General features: G+C 40.7%; 18 protein-coding genes. 17 read left to right on the top strand and 1 reads right to left on the bottom strand.

The genetic code is table 11. The features are described 5' to 3' along the window. Positions 1 to 84: 84 nt before the first annotated feature. The 15 genes from HMPREF1207_RS16000 to HMPREF1207_RS30595 all read left to right on the top strand — a co-directional run bounded on the left by HMPREF1207_RS16000 (position 85) and on the right by HMPREF1207_RS30595 (position 15,929). A complete protein-coding gene (locus HMPREF1207_RS16000) occupies positions 85 to 942 on the top strand; it encodes an ABC transporter permease (RefSeq protein WP_016423810.1) in 858 nt (285 codons plus the stop codon). Continuing rightward, complete coding sequence (locus tag HMPREF1207_RS16005; protein ID WP_009675164.1) at positions 932 to 2,158, top strand: ABC transporter ATP-binding protein; 1,227 nt, start codon at positions 932 to 934, stop codon at positions 2,156 to 2,158. The genes HMPREF1207_RS16000 and HMPREF1207_RS16005 overlap by 11 nt, the downstream gene beginning before the upstream one ends. After that, positions 2,142 to 4,895, top strand: a complete 2,754-nt coding sequence (locus HMPREF1207_RS16010; RefSeq protein WP_016423811.1) for a methyltransferase domain-containing protein — start codon at positions 2,142 to 2,144, stop codon at positions 4,893 to 4,895. The genes HMPREF1207_RS16005 and HMPREF1207_RS16010 overlap by 17 nt, the downstream gene beginning before the upstream one ends. A gap of 16 nt (positions 4,896 to 4,911) precedes the next feature. Continuing rightward, positions 4,912 to 5,985, top strand: coding sequence for a glycosyltransferase (locus tag HMPREF1207_RS16015; RefSeq protein ID WP_009675211.1), 1,074 nt, complete (start codon positions 4,912 to 4,914; stop codon positions 5,983 to 5,985). Positions 5,986 to 6,084: 99 nt separating this feature from the next. Beyond that, positions 6,085 to 6,828 (top strand): sugar phosphate nucleotidyltransferase, encoded by a 744-nt coding sequence (locus tag HMPREF1207_RS16020; RefSeq protein ID WP_009675204.1) that lies wholly within the window; start codon positions 6,085 to 6,087, stop codon positions 6,826 to 6,828. A gap of 17 nt (positions 6,829 to 6,845) precedes the next feature. Further along, positions 6,846 to 7,415 carry a dTDP-4-dehydrorhamnose 3,5-epimerase gene (gene rfbC, locus HMPREF1207_RS16025; RefSeq protein WP_009675208.1) on the top strand — a complete coding sequence of 190 codons (570 nt, stop codon included), beginning with the start codon at positions 6,846 to 6,848 and terminating at the stop codon, positions 7,413 to 7,415. Further along, positions 7,412 to 8,416 (top strand): dTDP-glucose 4,6-dehydratase, encoded by a 1,005-nt coding sequence (gene rfbB, locus HMPREF1207_RS16030; protein ID WP_009675212.1) that lies wholly within the window; start codon positions 7,412 to 7,414, stop codon positions 8,414 to 8,416. The genes rfbC and rfbB overlap by 4 nt, the downstream gene beginning before the upstream one ends. A 19-nt stretch (positions 8,417 to 8,435) precedes the next feature. Beyond that, complete coding sequence (gene rfbD / locus HMPREF1207_RS16035) at positions 8,436 to 9,290, top strand: dTDP-4-dehydrorhamnose reductase (protein ID WP_009675192.1); 855 nt, start codon at positions 8,436 to 8,438, stop codon at positions 9,288 to 9,290. Beyond that, positions 9,280 to 10,215 (top strand): glycosyltransferase family 2 protein, encoded by a 936-nt coding sequence (locus HMPREF1207_RS16040; protein WP_016423812.1) that lies wholly within the window; start codon positions 9,280 to 9,282, stop codon positions 10,213 to 10,215. Before rfbD ends, HMPREF1207_RS16040 begins: the two co-directional genes overlap by 11 nt. A gap of 11 nt (positions 10,216 to 10,226) precedes the next feature. Beyond that, complete coding sequence (locus tag HMPREF1207_RS16045; protein ID WP_009675195.1) at positions 10,227 to 11,969, top strand: DUF3329 domain-containing protein; 1,743 nt, start codon at positions 10,227 to 10,229, stop codon at positions 11,967 to 11,969. A 19-nt stretch (positions 11,970 to 11,988) separates the two neighbouring features. Further along, positions 11,989 to 12,945 (top strand): glycosyltransferase family 2 protein, encoded by a 957-nt coding sequence (locus HMPREF1207_RS16050; protein ID WP_016423813.1) that lies wholly within the window; start codon positions 11,989 to 11,991, stop codon positions 12,943 to 12,945. Further along, positions 12,929 to 13,330 (top strand): GtrA family protein, encoded by a 402-nt coding sequence (locus HMPREF1207_RS16055; RefSeq protein WP_009675194.1) that lies wholly within the window; start codon positions 12,929 to 12,931, stop codon positions 13,328 to 13,330. The genes HMPREF1207_RS16050 and HMPREF1207_RS16055 overlap by 17 nt, the downstream gene beginning before the upstream one ends. An 18-nt stretch (positions 13,331 to 13,348) precedes the next feature. Next, positions 13,349 to 14,272, top strand: coding sequence for a glycosyltransferase family 2 protein (locus HMPREF1207_RS16060; RefSeq protein WP_009675185.1), 924 nt, complete (start codon positions 13,349 to 13,351; stop codon positions 14,270 to 14,272). Between the two features lie 49 nt (positions 14,273 to 14,321). Next, positions 14,322 to 15,737: an undecaprenyl-phosphate glucose phosphotransferase gene (locus HMPREF1207_RS16065; RefSeq protein WP_009675173.1), complete on the top strand. Its 1,416-nt coding sequence runs from the start codon at positions 14,322 to 14,324 to the stop codon at positions 15,735 to 15,737. Between the two features lie 63 nt (positions 15,738 to 15,800). Next, positions 15,801 to 15,929 (top strand): hypothetical protein, encoded by a 129-nt coding sequence (locus HMPREF1207_RS30595; protein WP_009675220.1) that lies wholly within the window; start codon positions 15,801 to 15,803, stop codon positions 15,927 to 15,929. A 98-nt stretch (positions 15,930 to 16,027) separates the two neighbouring features. On the opposite strand, the gene HMPREF1207_RS16070 is transcribed toward HMPREF1207_RS30595, so the two are convergent. Continuing rightward, the gene (locus tag HMPREF1207_RS16070) at positions 16,028 to 16,777 is read right to left on the bottom strand and encodes a glucose 1-dehydrogenase (RefSeq protein WP_009675227.1); all 750 of its coding nucleotides are present in this window, start codon (positions 16,775 to 16,777) and stop codon (positions 16,028 to 16,030) included. Positions 16,778 to 17,006: 229 nt separating this feature from the next. Here HMPREF1207_RS16070 and HMPREF1207_RS16075 point away from each other — a divergent pair, with 229 nt between their 5' ends. Both HMPREF1207_RS16075 and HMPREF1207_RS16080 read left to right on the top strand, forming a co-directional pair. Next, positions 17,007 to 17,627, top strand: coding sequence for a TetR/AcrR family transcriptional regulator (locus HMPREF1207_RS16075; protein WP_009675184.1), 621 nt, complete (start codon positions 17,007 to 17,009; stop codon positions 17,625 to 17,627). A 112-nt stretch (positions 17,628 to 17,739) separates the two neighbouring features. Further along, a complete protein-coding gene (locus tag HMPREF1207_RS16080) occupies positions 17,740 to 19,029 on the top strand; it encodes an outer membrane lipoprotein-sorting protein (protein WP_016423814.1) in 1,290 nt (429 codons plus the stop codon). Positions 19,030 to 19,100: the final 71 nt, after the last annotated feature.

Consider the following 19,100-nt stretch of genomic DNA (forward strand, 5'->3'; position numbering starts at 1 on the left):
CGGAGAAAATATTCCAATTTATCATTGGATGGGGTACAGTTAGAGGACGAGATTTTTATTAACGAGAGGAAAGAAATTAATATTATGTCCAAACAAGATGTTTTTTTAAAATCAAATCCTCTAATGAGGAACTTAAAATTACAGATTAAGAAACTAGCTTCACTATTAAAATTAAACAAATTATTAATTTATCAATTAATCAAAAGAGAAATAGCTGTTCGATACCGTGGCTCTAAACTAGGGATGTTCTGGTCTTTTTTAACTCCGATACTTATGCTTGTGATCTATACATTTGTGTTTAGTATTGTCTTTAAGGCAAGATGGGGAACATCAAATGACAACAACATTGAATTTGCACTTATTTTATTTTGCGGCATTAGTGTTTTTAATTTGTTTTCAGAGATTATAATTCAATCTCCACGCTTAATTATAGGAAACGTAAATTATGTTAAAAAAGTATTGTTTCCACTTGAAATTCTTCCTTTAACCTTGATTGGAAGTGCATTGTTTCATTACGTGATCCAGTTGCTAATTCTCTTGTTGGGTATTTTGTTTACTTATTCAACGATACACTGGACTGTTGTTTTTCTTCCACTTGTTTTATTGCCTTTATTATTGGTTGCACTTGGTTTGTCTTGGTTCCTAGCTTCATTAGGAGTATTCATTAGGGACATAGGACATATTATTACTTTATTCATGCAGGGTCTAATGTTTTTAAGTCCAATTTTTTATCCCGTTTCTTCTGTGCCTGAAAAATTTAGAGCTTTGCTATTTTTAAACCCCATGAGCTACGTTGTTGAAGACATCCGAAAAATTTTGATTTGGGGTCAAATGCCCGATTGGAGCTTCATGGGTACCAGTCTGCTCCTAAGTACAATAATGGTTGTTTTGGGGTATATCTGGTTTGTAAAGACCAAAGGAGGATTCGCTGATGTCTTATGATTTTGCAGTTAAAATTACTGATGTCAGTAAATTATATAAACTTTACGATCGACCTGAAGACAGGTTGAAACAATTTTTTTCATCAAACAAGAATAAATTTACCAAGGAATTTTGGGCTTTAAAAAATGTGGATTTAACGGTTAATAGAGGCGAAACGATAGGACTAATTGGTAAGAACGGGTCAGGAAAAAGTACTTTGCTTCAAATTATTGTAGGTACATTGCAACCCACCAGTGGGAGCGTGGATGTGAATGGAAGGATATCGGCGCTGCTGGAACTTGGCAGTGGATTTAATCCTGATTTTACTGGTAGAGAAAACATAATTATGAATTCAGCTATATTAGGGTTGAATGCCGAAGAAATAAAAGCAAAATTACCCGATATCATAAGTTTTTCCGGAATTGAAAAGTTCATTGATCAGCCGGTTAAATCCTATTCATCCGGTATGTTTGTACGTTTGGCCTTTGCGTGTGCTATAAATGTGAATCCTGATATTTTAATTATCGATGAGGCGCTCGCTGTTGGAGATATACAATTTCAACTAAAATGTATTGAAAAAATGAAAGAGTTTAAGAAACAAGGAAAAACTATTATCTTTGTCAGCCATGACCTGTATTCTATAAAGAATTTTTGTGATCAAGCCATTTGGATGATGGATGGGCAAATCCATATGCGCGGCGATGTTCATTCAGTTTCTAATAGCTACGAAAATTTCATGAAGACAAGTCCATCCCAACATATAGAAGAAGAGGAAATTGAAGAAAATCAGCAAGATGATGTGCTAAATATTAATGGAATTGAATTTTATGATACACAATTTTCGGACAAGAAAAGATTCAATTATGGCGAAAAGCTTTCTATTGTAGTTAATTACACGTTAAAGAAGAATGTAGAAGGGATAGTGGGAGGAATCGCTCTCTATGATTCCCAAGATAATTATATCTGCGGATTAAATACAAAACTAGATAAGTATCCCTTACCGTCTGAACCAGGTGATTATCAGTTGGTTCTCAACTATGAACAAATGAATTTGTTACCCGGATCTTACTTTGTTGATGTCGGTTTCTTTGAAAGTTCGGGAATTGTAAGACTTGATTTTAAAAAGAAAATGGATTTTTTCACTATCAGTACTTCTGAATATTTTGCCGAAGGAATAACTTGTATTCCCCATAACTGGAATTCAAGAAAGGAAGCGTACGATGAAATACGACTTTAAAATAAATACTTCTATTCAGAATGCACACACCGTAGTTCTCCAACATATCAGGCCTGAAACAACGGTTCTCGAATTTGGAACGGCTACCGGATATATGACAGAATACATGTTCAAGGAACTTAAATGTGAAGTGTACGGAGTAGAAATAGAAGAAAGTGCGGCTACAGTGGCTAGTGCATTTACGGTCGATATGGAAATAGGAGATGTTGAAAGCTTAACATGGGCAACTAAATTTAAGGATATAAAATTTGATCATATCATTTTTGTAGATGTCCTTGAACACTTAAAAGACCCCTGGAGAGTCTTGAAAATTGCTGTTGAGTTTCTTAAAGAGGAAGGCACTCTAATCACTTCAATACCCAATATCTCAAATAACGCTGTTATTATGGAACTTCTTTCTGGAAGATTTGAATATAAGACTTTAGGTTTGCTGGATAATACCCATTTAAGATTCTTTACAAAGTCAAGTATTCTTGAGTTATATGAACATGCCGGATTGCAACCGATTGAATGGTATGCGACGTATATGATGCCAGAGCAGACAGAGTTCAAACAAAGTTATGAAAATTACCCCTTGGTAAGGGACTTCTTACAACAACGAACGGAAGGAGAAGTTTACCAATATATAACGGTCGGTAAAAAGAGTAAGGATGCAGGAAAACTTAATCAAGGAATGATAGAACAAAGATACAGGTTATCTAATTACTATCTTCAATTATTTTGGTCCGCCAATGAAGAATTTACAGAGTATGATTCAGCTCATTTGCCGTTACATATAGACGGCAGCACTATAACATATGACGTACCGCTTCCTCTTAATAACGAGATAAACAAATTAAGATTGGATCCCATTTCAGAACTAGCTTTAATAAAACTATCTGAAATTTATTTAATAGAGACAGTGTGTGATAATGAAAATGGTACTCCTTCGTACATACAAAAATGGTCAAATGAAAATAATTTTGAAGGATGCCACTTTTATAATCTTGTGAATTTTGGAGGCAGGGAACCTCTTATATCTTTAAACAATGATCCTTATATTATACTAAATCCTACCACCAAAATAAAAAAAGATAAAACATATTTTTTAAGAGTTAAAATGAGTGTGTCTGTTAAAATGAGTGAGCTTATCGAAGAAATGAACCAACAATATTCTAAGATAAAGAGAGAAGCTGAGCGCTTAGGGCTACTCAATATGAGTATGGAAGAAGAACAGAGAAAACAAGATAAATTACTGTTTGAGTTAGAACATATTAAACAATTTTTGCAGGAAAAGTATACGAAAGATGTAGAGACATCTAAAAATAAAGTGTTGCAACTAGAAGCTCAACTTGAAGTAATGAACGTGACCCTAGAGGAGCACAGAAAGAACTATGAGAACGAACTACAAAAGAGAGAAGAGGCTACAGAAAAAGTTTTAAATGAATTACAAGTTTTGCTGAATTCTACTTCATGGAAATATACCCGATTTTTTAGAGCAGCCATGAACTCCTTAAGAGAGTTAAAAAACAGTGCAAAGCATAGAGTCAAGAACAGGATCGTAAAGTATAAAAAAAAAAGCAATAAAAAAGAAATGATTAATTTATTGGATAAAGAAAGGTATATTTTGGTGTTCTCTCATACGAATTATTTAAATTCCATGGGTGGAACCGAGAAGTATATTTATGAGCAAGCCAGCTATAACGCAAGAAGTGGTATAGGGACTGTTCAAATTTTTCCTTCTAATAGATATGATTTTTATGCGGAAGAAGAGAGTTTTTATGGTATTAATGTTGGAGATACATTTCTGGGATATTTGACAGCTCAAGAAATAGTCGAATTCATTCAAGATAGCGCCTATAAATACAAAAAAACGTATATACATCATTTACTGTTTTGGATATATTCTGATTTCAAAGATATATTTGAGGCAGTTAGTTTTAAGGGGATTCCTTCCTTTTTTGTCGCTCATGATTTTTTCGCTTGTTGCTCCAGTTACCATATGATGTATTCTGATTCGAATGGCCAAAAAGGTTGCATACCTGATTTAATGACATACGGTACTGAAAATGTCTGTTTCAAATGTGATCATTATACTGACTTGGAGAAACGGAAAGAAATATTTAACGATATCTTTACCGTGTGTGAAAAAATAGTCTTGCCGTCTCAATATGTGCTTGAGGTTTTTAAGCTAATATATCCCAAATGGGAAGATAAATTTCTTGTGCATGGCCACTTGCGTCTCATAAAAGATGGAATTATAAAAAAAGAAAAAGTAAATGAGAAAATCAAAATCGCCTATCTTGGGTACAAGATGGAGAACAAGGGATGGTCTGCATGGCTAAAGATGATCAATAACGAGCAATTTGCCGATTTGTATGAATTTCATCATATCGGTTCGTCTGAGCACTATAATACCAATGTACGTTCACATGAATACTCTTTTATAAAGGACGGGCGGATGGCAGCCACAAATCTTTTGAAAAAAGAGAACATAGATGTAGTGCTTTTATGGTCCATTGTGCCTGAAAGTTACTCGTATACTCTTTATGAGTCCATAGCAGCCGGTATTCCGATTATCACTAATAAAAATAGTGGCAACATAGCCTTTAGTGTACAGCATAGCTCGGAAGATATCGGTGTTGTTCTTAATAATGAAAAAGAACTATGGGGTTTACTATCAGATAATAATAGGATGTTAAATTTATTGAATAGAACAAGGAACTTATATGAACTAGAATATAATGAGTTGGATTAAAAAGGAGAAGATAAGCATGATCATAACTACTTCTATTTGTGCCAATTACTTGCCCAAAGCTATGGTTCTGGCAAAGTCTATAAAAAAAGCTGATCCCACTATAAAAGTGGTTGTCAGTTTGTTGGAAAGAGAAATAACCCCTGAAGCACAGGCTTTTGAGTATTTTGATGATATCGTTTTAGGGAAAGATTTGGGTTTTGAAAATTTCGAAAAATTTATTTTTAAACACTCTATAGTTGAAGCCTCTACAGCGGTTAAAGGGCAATTGTTCTTATATCTTATGGAAAATTATCAGGAAGAAACAAAATTTGTTTATTTAGATCCAGATATCCAAGTGTTAAGTTCTTTGACTGAGCTTGAAGAAGCTTTAGAATCAAATGCGATTGTTTTAACTCCTCATTTAACAATCCCCGAGGATATAATGGATGCTGTGATGGATAACGAACTTAGCGCATTAAAGCATGGTGCGTTCAATTTAGGCTTTTTAGCCGTCAGCAGATCGGAAGAGTCGAAAAAGTTTATTGAATGGTGGGCCTCGAGGCTGAATATGTTCTGCTATGATGACATTCCGCGTGGAATTTTTACAGATCAAAAATGGATGGACTTAGCCCCGTGCTTCTTTGATGTCTATATACTAAAACATCCTGGTTATAATGCGGCTCCATGGAATGTATCCAAAAGAAAAATCCATATAAATTCTAATAATGAGTACATTGTGAATGATAAGCTTCTTAGATTTTTTCATTTCTCCGGTTTTGATTCCGGAGCTAATGAGGGGATGATAAATAAATACGTACCCGATAAAAAGAATGCTATCTATAAGTTGAGAGATGAGTATGTTAATGAGATGAACATTATGGGCCAAGAGGAATTGGGTGCGATTCCGTGGTCGTATGATTATTTTAATAGTGGTGAAAAGATCGATAGAACTACCAGGATTGCCTATAGAGACAACTTGGAAATGCCGTATAAGTTTCAAGACCCGTTTACCAATAGTAATGCCGAGATAAATACAACTTCTGAACAAATAGTAAAAAAAGAGAATTTCGTTAAAGGGATAAAAAAGGTTGTTAAAAAACTTATTAATTAAATGAGTAAAATGAAGATAATCAATAGATATGTGCTTAGAATCTTTTAACTAACAAATGTAAAATATTCATTTGTATTTCGGGATAAAGAGGTGCTCCAAATGAAAGGCATTATTCTAGCTGGCGGTACAGGCTCTAGATTGTTTCCCTTGACCAAAGTCACCAACAAACACTTACTCCCTGTGGGCAAATACCCCATGATATTCTATTCTGTAGGAAAGCTTAAACAAGCTAATATTACTGATATTCTTGTGGTAACAGGCAAAGACCATATGGGGGATGTAGTAAATCTGCTTGGTAGTGGGCATGAGATGGGAGTTACATTTACATATAAAGTTCAGGACGAAGCTGGCGGTATAGCGCAAGCTTTAGGTTTAGCAGAACACTTCGCATCTGGCGATCAGGTCGTTGTGATACTAGGTGACAATGTTTTTGAAGATAATATTTCCACTTATGTACAGAATTTTAGAGAGCAGGGAGCCGGAGCTAAAATTTTGATTCAAGAGGTTCATGATCCTCAGCGCTATGGTGTGCCTGAATTAAGAGGCAACCATATTGTTTCGATTGAAGAAAAACCGCTAAATCCTAGAAGCAACTTCGCTGTAACGGGAATATATATGTATGATAGTCTGGTTTTTGACATTATCAAAACATTGAAACCGTCCATACGCGGTGAGTTAGAAATCACGGATGTAAATAATGCATACATAGAGAGAGGCCAGCTTACCTGTGATGTGTTGAATGGCTGGTGGACGGATGCCGGGACCCATGCATCGTTGGCCAAAGCAAATGAGCTGGCGAAAGACATTATCTTTGGTGAGGAATTTGGTAAACTGAAATTGTAAGAAGGGAGTTCTAAATCATGAACATCATTCCGACAAAATTTTCTCAAGCTCTACTATTTGAGCCCACGGTGCATGGCGACAACCGTGGTTTTTTCATGGAAAGTTATAGCCAGAAAAGATTCGACGATTTAGGAATAACTTACAGCTTCATCCAAGACAACCATTCACTATCTTCCGAAACAGGCGTTCTTCGCGGACTTCATTATCAGCTTAATCCAAAAGCGCAGACGAAGCTGGTACGTGTACTTGTCGGCGGAATTTACGATGTAATTGTGGATATACGTAAAGGATCTCCAACTTTTGGCCAATGGCAAGGTTTTATCCTTAGTGCGAACAATAAGCGGCAGCTTCTTGTCCCAAGAGGTTTTGCTCATGGATTTTGTACGCTAGTTCCTAACACGGAAGTTTTGTACAAAGTGGATGAATATTACTCGCCGGAGAACGATAGAGGGATTTTATGGAATGATCCGGCTCTTGGCATCGATTGGCCTACTTCAACACCGGTTTTATCGGACAAAGACAGGCGGCATCCACTTTTGCAAGATGCGGAGTTAAACTTTGAATACGAGGAGGAGCTGCATCCATGAAGCTTCTGGTAACAGGTGGGGCTGGTTTTATTGGCAGTAATTTTGTTCTATATATGCTAAGGCAGTATCCTACCTACACAATCATTAATTTGGATGCTGTAACCTACGCCGGTAATTTAGAGAATCTAAAATCGGTTCAGAACCATCCTAACTACCGCTTCGTAAAAGCGAATATTACGGATCGAATAGCCATTCAAGAGGTTTTTGAACAGGGGATTGATGTTGTAGTTAACTTCGCAGCCGAATCTCATGTGGACAGGAGTATCTTAGATCCCGAAATTTTCGTGCGTACAAATGTAATGGGTACCCAGGTGCTTCTAGACGCGGCTAAAGCGTATGGGGTCCAGAAGTTCGTTCAAGTCTCTACAGATGAAGTTTACGGTTCGTTGGAGGAAACCGGTCTTTTCACTGAAAAAACTCCTCTCTCTCCGAACAGCCCATACTCGGCCAGTAAGGCTGGAGGAGATATGCTCGTGCGAGCCTATCATGAAACGTTCGGTCTCCCGGTTAACATCACCCGCTGCTCCAATAACTACGGGCCTTACCAATTTCCCGAAAAATTGATTCCTTTGATCATAGCTAATGCATTGGACGATAAGTCGCTCCCTGTATATGGAGATGGGCAGAACATCCGGGATTGGCTTTATGTAGAAGATCATTGTTCGGCGATTGATCTCGTGATTCATCATGGGCGTAATGGCGAAGTGTATAATATTGGCGGCAATAATGAACGGACTAACCTCGCTATTATAAAAACCATTCTGCAAGAACTGGGAAAATCGGAGAATCTGATTACATTTGTGCCGGATCGTCCGGGTCATGATCGCAGATATGGAATCGATCCTTCTAAAATTATGCGGGAATTGGGCTGGAAGCCGAAGTATCATTTTGAATCGGGTATTAAGGAAACCATCAACTGGTACTTACAAAACAGAAGTTGGTGGGAAAATATTCGTTCGGGCACTTATCAAGATTACTATACCCGTCAATACAAGGAGTAAAGGGGATGGGGATTGCGCTATGAAAGTTTTAGTTACAGGAGCAAATGGGCAAGTTGGGAGCGAAGTATGCAGAATTTTTGAATCCGACTCGAAAAAAATATACGGATATGGACGTGAGCAGCTGGACTTCACTAATCAAAAAGAGTGTCAGCGTGTTATCCAGGATATTGTACCGGATGCAATTATACATTGTGGTGCGTATACAGCAGTGGACATGGCAGAAAGTGAGGCAGACCTTGCTTTTGAAATCAATGCTATGGGTACCAGAAATTTAGCAGTTGAGGCTGAGAAAGTTAAAGCTAAATTTTGCTATATTAGTACCGATTACGTATTTGACGGAAAAGGTGATGTTCCTTATACCGAGTATGACAATACGAATCCTCAAACCGTGTACGGAAAATCAAAAAGAGCCGGTGAAATAATCACTCAAACTTTATGCAGCCGGTATTTTATTGTGCGTACTTCCTGGGTTTATGGAAGAACAGGAAAAAATTTTGTGAAGACCATGTTAAATTTAGGCAGGGAACAATCAGTTTTAAAAGTTGTAGATGATCAGTTTGGTTCTCCGACTTCTGCCTCGGATCTTGCACGATTTCTGCAAGTACTGATAGAAACCGAATGCTATGGTATATACCATGCTTCTAATTCTGGTATCTGTACGTGGCATCAATTTGCCGAAGCCATTTTTAAAGAAACTGGGATGACTGATGTTAGGGTTCTACCGTGTAAAACTGACGAATTTCTTAGGCCTGCCCAAAGACCTCAATATTCAGTATTAGATTCCATGGCTATTAGAATCAACAATTTAGGGGAACTCGGACCTTGGGAGGAATCCTTAGCTAGATTTCTAAAGGAATTTAAAAATGAAAGCTAATTATTATATTGCTGTTTTGCTCTCTACATACAACGGTCAGGATTACATAAAAGAATTCTTGAATTCTCTTTATAATCAAACGGTTGATGATTTTATGTTATATATTAGGGATGATGGTTCGAAAGATGACACTAGAAAAATTATAAATGAGTTTAAAAAAGACAAAAAAAATCTAATTTTTCTAGAGGATAATAATAACTTAGGGCCGATTTTGAGTTTTAACAGGTTGTTGGAGGTTGCTTTAGAGAATAAGAATATCAAGTATTTTATGTTTGCAGACCAAGATGATATTTGGTTAGTTGACAAAATTGAAATATCTCTAAGCACTCTTAAAAAAGAGGAAGAAAATTCAGGACAACTGCCGCTGCTAGTGCATACTGACTTGACAGTCGTAGATCAGAAGTTGGAGGTGATCGGACTATCATTTTTTGAATACCAAAAATTAAATCCGAAAAAAGTAATGTTTAATAATTTGCTAATGCAGAATGTTATCACAGGTTGTACGGTTATCATCAATAGAGAGTTAGCTAAAGTTTGTTTTCCAATAAGCTCTTCTGCAATTATGCACGATTGGTGGATAGGCTTAACGGCTTCGGTTTTTGGAAAAGTCGTTTACTTAAACCGTACAACTATTCTTTATAGACAGCATAGTGGGAATAGTATAGGCGCCAAGAAATACGATATAAGATACCTTTTGGAGAGGCTAACCCATAAAGTAACCTTAATAAAAAATATGTACCAGGCTCGATCATTCCATAATAATTATGCAGACTATATGGACGAAAGTAAAAGGTATATACTTGAACAATTTTTAAGTCTTAAAGACAGTACTTTTTTAATAATAAGATTCAAACTTATAAAAAATAGGTTTCTTAAACATGGTATTCTTAGAAATGTTGGGTTGCTATTAAAATTAAAAAACTAGGGGTGTAGTTTTTGACGTATAAAAACATTACAAAATATATTCTTTACTCCATACTACTTTTATTTTTCTTTTATTTTTTGATTATAAATATCTTAATGCCCTTAACTCCTGACGATTTTTCTAGAGCAACCGTGTCACATACCGGAAAAAAGATAACAAATATATGGGATATAGTTTACTCACAATATTATTTTTATCAGGTAGTAAATGGAAGGGCGATTGTTCATGCATTTGTAGAATTATTTATGATGTTAGGCAAGGAATTGTTTAACATAATAAATTCTCTTGTCTTCATATCTTTATGTGTATTGATCTTGATTCACAGCGGATTTAAAGAAATAAACAGATTTGTAGGCTTTCATTTTATTTTGGTTGTAATACTTCTTTGGTTCGGACTCCCAAGTATTGGTGATACTATTTTTTGGCTTTCCGGTTCCGTGAATTATCTTTGGACTGCCGTTTTCTCTCTTTCCTTTTTACTTCCGTTTCGTTTTGGAATAGAGGGAAAAGAGTTGTTAAACAACAACAAAAAAGCACATATTTTAATGTTAGTTTTAGGTTTATTGGCAGGATGGTCACACGAAAACACGGCAATGCTTACTGGATGCTTTCTATTTTTTATCTTTTTATATTTCTGGTTTGGAAAAATAAAGATAGCAAGATATTTATATACGGGAGCGTTATCCTTTATTATTGGTGCCTTGTTTTTATTCCTTGCGCCTGCAAATTTTAATAGAGTTAAAAGCATGGGATATACAGATAATTATGATCTGTGGCGACAAGTCAAGATAGGCTTTGAAAGTATTAAATACATTTTGAAAAGTTCGCAATTTATTTTTGTCTTGTTTTTCTTCTTAATTTTAATATACGTATGGACAAGTAAAAGGAGCCGCGTTAAAAACAATAAAGCAATAATTCAAGTGTTAATATATTTTTCAGCTGCATGTGTATCTATAATTCCTATGCTTGTATCCCCGGAATTTCCGCCAAGATCTTTTTTTGCTTCAGCGACCTTTGTTGTGATTTCAATTGTAATGCTTTATCGTGTAATCTCCACTGAAATTAATAACAGTATAAAAGTGATTTCTCTATTTATATTAGGAATTTTGTTAGTGATGTCGATGTCCCGTGTATACCTTGATTACAATAAAATTCATAAGACCCACACTGTTAGAGAAGCTTTAATAACGGAAAGTAAACAAAAGGGAATTTATTCTGTGTCACTCCCAAAAATGCCGTTAGCAACCGACAAATACATTTTTGTGTATGAAATTAATAAGAGTCCTGATTACATCGCGAATGGTGTTTATGCTCAGTATTACGATCTTGATTCTGTTGTTCTTGAAGGTGATTATCTAAAAGTATATACAACGGATGATTCTGTCGCTGGGTGGTATAAAATATATTACGACAGTGGCCATTCTTTCAGGGAAAAGGAATCCACTTATGTGATCCATGCAACAGCATTAGACAAAAATCAATTGTATTTTAATTACCCGGAAACTGAAATAAAACAATTGCGACTTGACTTTCCAGCCTCAGCTAATGCAAATGTTACTATTGAAAAAATAGTGATAAATCAGAATGGTGTTGCCAAAGAAATTGATATGGATAAGCTAGGAAAAAATATTCAACCTGTTTTAGGGATACTTAATTATTCTGTAGATAAAAATGTGTTAAAGATATCGATTGAAGGCGAAAATCCGCATTTGATTATTAGGAACTTTAATGAATTAGTTGAGACCCCGAAATGAAAAAGATGGAAGTGAGAGCATGAAATTTATTTCATTTATTGTTCCTTGCTATAATGAAGAACAAACAATTAATAGTTTTTACAAACAAATTCTAGAAGTAATGCAGCAGATAGATGTGTTATATGAAATCATATTTATCGATGACGGGAGCAAAGATTCAACAGCAGAAATAATTAGGCGACTTTGCAAAGAAGATCCCAGTATTTCTTTTATAAGTTTAAGCAGAAATTTTGGAAAAGAATCCGCAATGTTTGCCGGTTTAGAACATGCTAAAGGGGATGCTGTAATTATTATAGACGCTGATTTGCAGCATCCCCCTGGATTAATTCCGCAATTGGTTGAAGGATGGCAGATTGAAAAATATGATGTTGTTTATGCAAGAAGGATTAATAGAGAGGGAGAACCTATTTTAAGAAGCTGGTTTTCAAAAAAATTTTATAGCATTATAAATAAAATAAGTGATGTTAAATTAGTTGATGGAGTAGTGGATTACCGTATAATGGATAGAAAGGTAGTAGATAGTATACTAGGTTTAAGAGAACGACATAGGTTCTCAAAAGGTTTGTTTGAGTGGGCAGGATTTCATTCAAAATGTATTGAATATAAAAATGTAGAAAGAGCAGCGGGTAATTCAAGTTGGAATTTCAGCAAATTATTCCATTATGCTATCGAAGGAATTGTATCTTTTACAATAGTCCCTCTTAGAATCGCTACTTTTGTAGGAATTTTAACGGCTCTTGCTGCATTTATTTATATGGGGATAACGATCATTCAGACCCTGCTCTTTGGAAATTCGGTCAGCGGTTACACTTCAACGATTTCATTAATACTTTTTTTTGGCGGGATACACTGTATTTTCTTGGGGATAATTGGTGAATACTTAGGCAGAATATTTAACGAGGTTAAGCATAGGCCCCATTATTTTATTAGAGAGCATATTGAGAGTAGAGTGAGAACGTTTGAATTTAAAAAGTAGATTCTTTAGTGCTGAGTTTATACGTTTTGGAATCGTCGGAGTATTCAACACGCTTCATCACTACTTATGGTTTTTTGTTTTCGGTGTTTTTTTGAATTATGATTTTGCCAATGTGTTTGCGTTTATAATAAGCATGATAGGGTCATTTTATTTGAACTGTTATTTCACTTATAAAGTCAGACCCACGTTTAAAAAGTTTATTAAGTTTCCGCTTGTATACCTGGTGCAAATACTAATGGCTTATTCAATACCGAAAATTGGTGTTGAAATATTTAATGTGAAAGAAATTTTTGTACCCTTGCTTACTTCTTTTTCTATTCCAGTTGTTTTTCTTTTGAGCCGTTATATTCTAAGAAAAGAAGAAAAGAAGATTATGAAATTATAGTTTATTGGAGTAAATCTCATGGATTTGAGTATTATTATCGTTAGCTTCAATACTAGACAAATTACACTAAATTGTCTCCAATCTATCTATTCTTCCATTGTAGGTTATACGTTTGAAGTTTTTTTGGTTGACAATAGTTCTACTGATGGCACGACTACAGCTGTAATGAATACTTTCCCAAAAGTACGAATAATTAAAAATAAGACAAATGTCGGCTTCTCCAGGGCCAATAATCAAGGGATAAAAGAAGCGATCGGTCGGTATATTTTATTGCTTAATTCAGATACGATCCTAAAGCAAGACACGCTGCAAATTATGCTTAACTTCATGCAAGCTAGTCCCGAAATCGGAGCCTCCGGCTGCAAAGTTGTCCTTCCGAACGGCACGCTCGACAAAGCATGCAAGCGTGGTTTTCCTACGCCTTCAGCATCCTTCTATTATGCGTTCGGAGTCGCCAGACTTTTTCCGGATATTCCCCGCTTCAACGGTTATCAGTTATCTCATCTGAACCCGGACGAAGAGTATCCGGTCGATTGTCTAGTGGGCGCTTTTATGCTGGTTCGACGGGACACGATCGACGAAGTAGGACTGCTTGATGAAGAGTTTTTCATGTACGGCGAGGATGTAGACTGGTGCTACCGGATCAAGCAGGCGGGGTGGCAGATTTATTATTACCCGAAGACGGAGATTACACATTACAAAGGAGCTAGCAGCCTTCGCAAACCGTTCAAAATCATCTATGAATTTCATCGTGCCATGTTTCTTTTTCACCGTAAGCATTACAAGAATAAATATTCGTTGCTGACAAATGTTGCGGTCTATGTCGGAATCGGTGTGAAATTTGCGTTTGCGGTTTTGAAGAACAAGGTACTGCCAGCGTTCGCAGCTCCTGAGAAACAGCAGGATGCAGGGTCAAGAGGCTCAAGAGAGACGAGAGAGTAAGATGAACGCAAATTTACAACGGATGAAAGTTGTTTGAGGTGAATCTTCCATGCTTCGCAGAAATCAACAATTTCTAACCCAGGTCTATGCGATTTTTGATTTCGCTGTGATTCAGACCGCCTTCCTGATCGCCTGGTGGGTTAAATTCGAGAGCGGTTGGCTGGATGCCAACCAGCCGATTCCCATCTCCGTATATGCCGTTTGGAGTGCGGTTTACGGTGCGGTCGCCGTAGCGGTCGGCTTTTTCGTCGGGCTGTACGGGCCAAACCGCAAGAAACGGTTTGCCGATGCGCTGATCAAAATCGTGCAGACGCATCTGATCAGCTTGTTCATCCAGCTCAGCTTGCTCTTCTTCTTCAAAGAAGTGCATATTTCGCGTGAATTTCTGGCGATGTATATCGTGCTGGATATTGTGCTCATCACCGTATACCGCTACGTTTTGAAGGAAAGCCTCAAGCGTCTTCGCGAGAAAGGGTACAACAAACAGTTTGTGCTCATTCTGGGAGCGGGTACGCTGGGCAGGCGCTTTCACGATAAGCTGCTGCAGCACCCGGAGCTGGGCTATGACATTATCGGGTTTCTCGATGATCACGGCGAGCATTCGGAGCACAAGGAGCTTCCTGCGGCTCCCTACAAGCCGGTCATCGGCAGTCTGGACGATCTGGACGAAATTCTCCAGGACAAATTGATCGATGAAGTCATTATCGCGCTGCCGCTGGACGTCCATCACAAATTCCCGCGTATTATCGCGGCTTGCGAGAAGGCGGGCGTGCGGACGCTGATCATTCCCGACTTCTTCGATTATTTGCCGGCGCGGCCGTTTTTCGATAACTTTGCGGGCATGCCGCTCATCAATGTGCGCGATATTCCGCTCGATATGATCAGCAACCGCGTGATCAAACGGGCTTTCGACCTTGCGTTTTCGCTCACGGCCATCCTGATCACCCTTCCGGTGATGATCGTGATTGCCGCGTCAATCAAACTGACGTCGCCCGGCCCGGTGATTTTCAAGCAGGAGCGGGTAGGGTTAAACCGGCGGAAATTTTATATGTACAAATTCCGCTCGATGCGCCAGGAGACGGCGAACACGTCCGACACCGGCTGGACGACGGCCGACGATCCCCGCAAAACGAAGCTGGGCGCCTTTCTCCGCAAAACGAGCCTCGACGAGCTGCCTCAGTTTTTCAATGTGCTTTTCGGGCATATGAGTGTAGTCGGACCGCGTCCGGAACGGCCGTTTTTCGTGGAGCAGTTTAAAGAAGAGATTCCGAAATACATGGTGAAGCATCATATTCGTCCGGGGATTACAGGCTGGGCGCAGAGCAACGGTCTCCGTGGGGACACCTCGATTTCGGACCGGATTCAGCACGATATTTTCTATATCGAAAATTGGTCGTTCCTCTTCGACATCAAGATTATCTGGAAAACGATCGTAAACGGCTTTACGAACAAAAATGCCTATTGAGTATATTCCGCCCGCATCTTCCCGATACTAGGATCATATCTTGGTAACGGGGAGGTTTTTTTTATGATCGATCATGAAGACGCTTACCGGGACGATCAAATGCCAATGGGGCGCGGCCTGATCATCGGAGTGCTGATGGGAGCCGTCATGTGGGCGGTCATTATCGGCGGGTTTCTTTACCTGGTGAACTAATGAGGGGAAAAATAAAAGAAAAGCCGCCGAGCGGGTCTTCCCGGTTTCGGCGGCTTTCAATTTGGGCGGTTTACCGGAGGGGCATCCGGTAAGCCTTCTTATCTTGCCGTCCAGCCGCCGTCAATGATCAGCTCCGTGCCGGTCACGAACGAGGACTCGTCCGAAGCGAGGTAGAGGACCCCGTAAGCGATGTCTTCGGGCTTGCCCAGCCGGGGCAGCGGAGTACCCGCTTCGAACATGTGTCCCGCGCCCTGGTCGAGGGCTTCCTGAATCATCGGCGTCACGATAATGCCCGGGTGAACGGAGTTCACACGGATTTTGTCCGGGGCCAGCTCGACAGCCGATGCTTTCGATAAGGAGCGGAGGGCTCCTTTTGCCGCGGTATAGCCGTTGGTGAAATTAAGGGCGACAATACCCGCGATGGAGGAGATGTTGACGATGGAGCCTCCACCGGCTTTCCGCATTTCGGGTACGGCGTATTTCATTCCGATGACGCAGCCCGTCAAGTTAATCGACATGACCTTGTCCCAGTTTTCGATCGTGAACGTATCAAGCGTGCTGTCCGTGCTGATGCCCGCATTATTGACGAGGACATCGACCTTGCCGAACTGCTCGACGGCCTTCCGAACCACTCGCTTCCAGTCTTCTTCCGAAGCCACGTTATGCTTAAGGCCGATGGCCTGGCCGCCCGCACGGCGTATTTCATCCACCCCCCGGTTCAACGGCTCTTCTTGTAGATCGGTTGCGACGACTCTCGCACCTTCCGCGGCGAACAGCTTGGCTTCGGTTTCCCCTTGACCCATCGCGGCTCCCGTTATAATGACAACTTTATCCTCTAAGCGTCCCATTTTGCATAACCATCCTTCCGGCTAAATTTGGAAGCGCATTCATCGAGATGAACTTCCGTATCCGCAAACTATTATCGACACGATGTTGTTTAATTGACATCTTGTTATTTATAATAATAACGAGCTCGCCATGAAGGCTCAACCAACAGCTTTGGCGGATTTGTCGCTTAGTGGACAAAGCCTGGCGCATTGTTGTCAAAACGCGACATCTTATACAAGGAGAGCAGTTATGTCGATAAAAAATAAATTGGACCCGAGAGTGGTAAGGACTCGCCTGATGCTGCGGGATGCGCTGATTGCTTTGATCGGGGAACAAGGGTACGAGAAAATTACCGTCCAGGATATAGCGAACCGCGCTGCACTGAACCGGGCGACCTTTTACCTCCACTATCGGGACAAACAGGATCTCATGGAACAGAGCATGGATGATACATTAAAGGAGCTGGTGGACGGACTCCGGCCTCTATTCGAAGATGCGTCGGAGTTTCGTTTTGACGGCGGGAAGCCGCATCCTACCTTTGTCTGGCTGTTCGAAGAAATTGCCAGGCATGCGCAGTTTTATCGAGTGGTTCTGGGGGAACAGCGGATGCCTTATTTTACCCGCGGATTGACGGACGTGATTACCGGGTTTGTGACCAAAGGGGTCGGAACGATAGCTCCGGAAGAGCGGCAGCTTGCGGTGCCCAGGGAGATGCTCGTGAGCTACGTGGTTTCGGCTATCCTCGGCGTCATCCTGTGGTGGCTTCAAAGCGGCATGCCGTATACGGCCTCCTATATGGCGGAGAAGTTAATGCGCCTGGCGACCCGCGGGCCTTACGTGGACGATCCTTTTACCGGGGCAAAAGAATAAGCCGGCCGGCCAAGGACAGGATCACGGCTTGTCAAACTAGTCCGCATAATCGGCCAAGTCCCTTCATAGACATGTATCAGTACATTTTACTTAAGGATGAGGGGATGATGACATGCGTCGGGTCACATGGATACTCGCCATCGTGATGAGTGCAGCATTGCTTCTGGCCGGTTGTGGAAAAAAGGATGCAGGATCGGTAGTAAAAGATTTGGATCATGTGATCGGCAAGCTCGAAAGTTATCAGGGCACGGGACGCATGGTTCTTCAAACCGGGCAGGAACCGCAGGAATACCAGGTGGAAGTGTGGTACCAGCAACCGCATTATTACCGCATTTCCTTGACCAATGAGAAAAAAGACATCACGCAGGTTGTGCTGCGAAACGATGACGGGGTTTTTGTTTTGACGCCTCATCTGCATAAAAGCTTCCGGTTCCAGAGCGACTGGCCGGAGAATCAGGGTCAGGTCTACCTGTTCCAGTCCTTGGCTCAAAGCATTCTGCTGGACACGGAGCGCCAGTTTACGAAAGAGGGCAATTCGTTCGTCTTCGACGTGGCGGCGAATTATGCCAACAGCGGACAGATGGCGAGACAGAAGATATGGCTGGATCAAAAAAGCCTCGCGCCGCAGAAAGTCGAAGTTTCCGACAGCAGCTCGAACGTACTCGTCAAGCTTGATTTCACGCAGTTCGAGTTTGGAAAAAAGCTGGAAAAAGACAGCTTCGACATGCAGCGCAACATGACCAGCTGGGATTTGAAATCGCTGGATAAGGACGCGCCTGTCTCCGGCGCGGTAAAAGAGCCGATCGCGGGCGCAGCGTCCCCGGACGGCAAAGCGGCCGCAGCCGGGACAGCTCCGAGCACGGCAGGCGCCGCCGGCAAGGACGCGGCTGCCGGCGCTCCAGCGAGCGGCGCAAGCGCTGGCGCCACCGCCGACGGCGGCAAAGCCCCGGCCGCGTCGCCGGACAAAGCCGCGGACGGCTCCGCGAAGGCTCCGGCAGCGGCGGCGGGCACTGCCGCGACCGGTGCGGCCGGCGCGGACAAAAACGCCGCGGCCAACAGCAGCGCGGGCTTCGGCCTCATCGAGCCGTCCTACATGCCCAAGGGTGTCGCGCAGCAGGACATCCGGGATGTGAAGCTCGGCGAGAACACGGGCATTATGGTTCGCTACCAGGGGACCTACAACTACACGCTGCTGGAGTTAGCGCCGCAGACGCAGACCGTATCCGTGCTGCCCGGCGATATCGTCGACCTGGGCTACACGCTCGGCGTGGTCACCGGCGACGAGAAGAAGACGCTGACGTGGACGTACGAGGGCATCGAATTCCGACTGGCGACCGCCGACCTGCCGCACGACGAGCTTGTCAAAATCGCCCAGTCCGTTGCTGAAGAAGCGGGCAAATAACCCGCAAAGCCCCATGGATTGGGGAATTTTGCCCGGAACAATGCATTGACTTCATCCAGCGGACCCTTTAA

Origin of the sequence: Paenibacillus sp. HGH0039, assembly GCF_000411255.1 — a bacterium.
Classification (GTDB): domain Bacteria; phylum Bacillota; class Bacilli; order Paenibacillales; family NBRC-103111; genus Paenibacillus_F.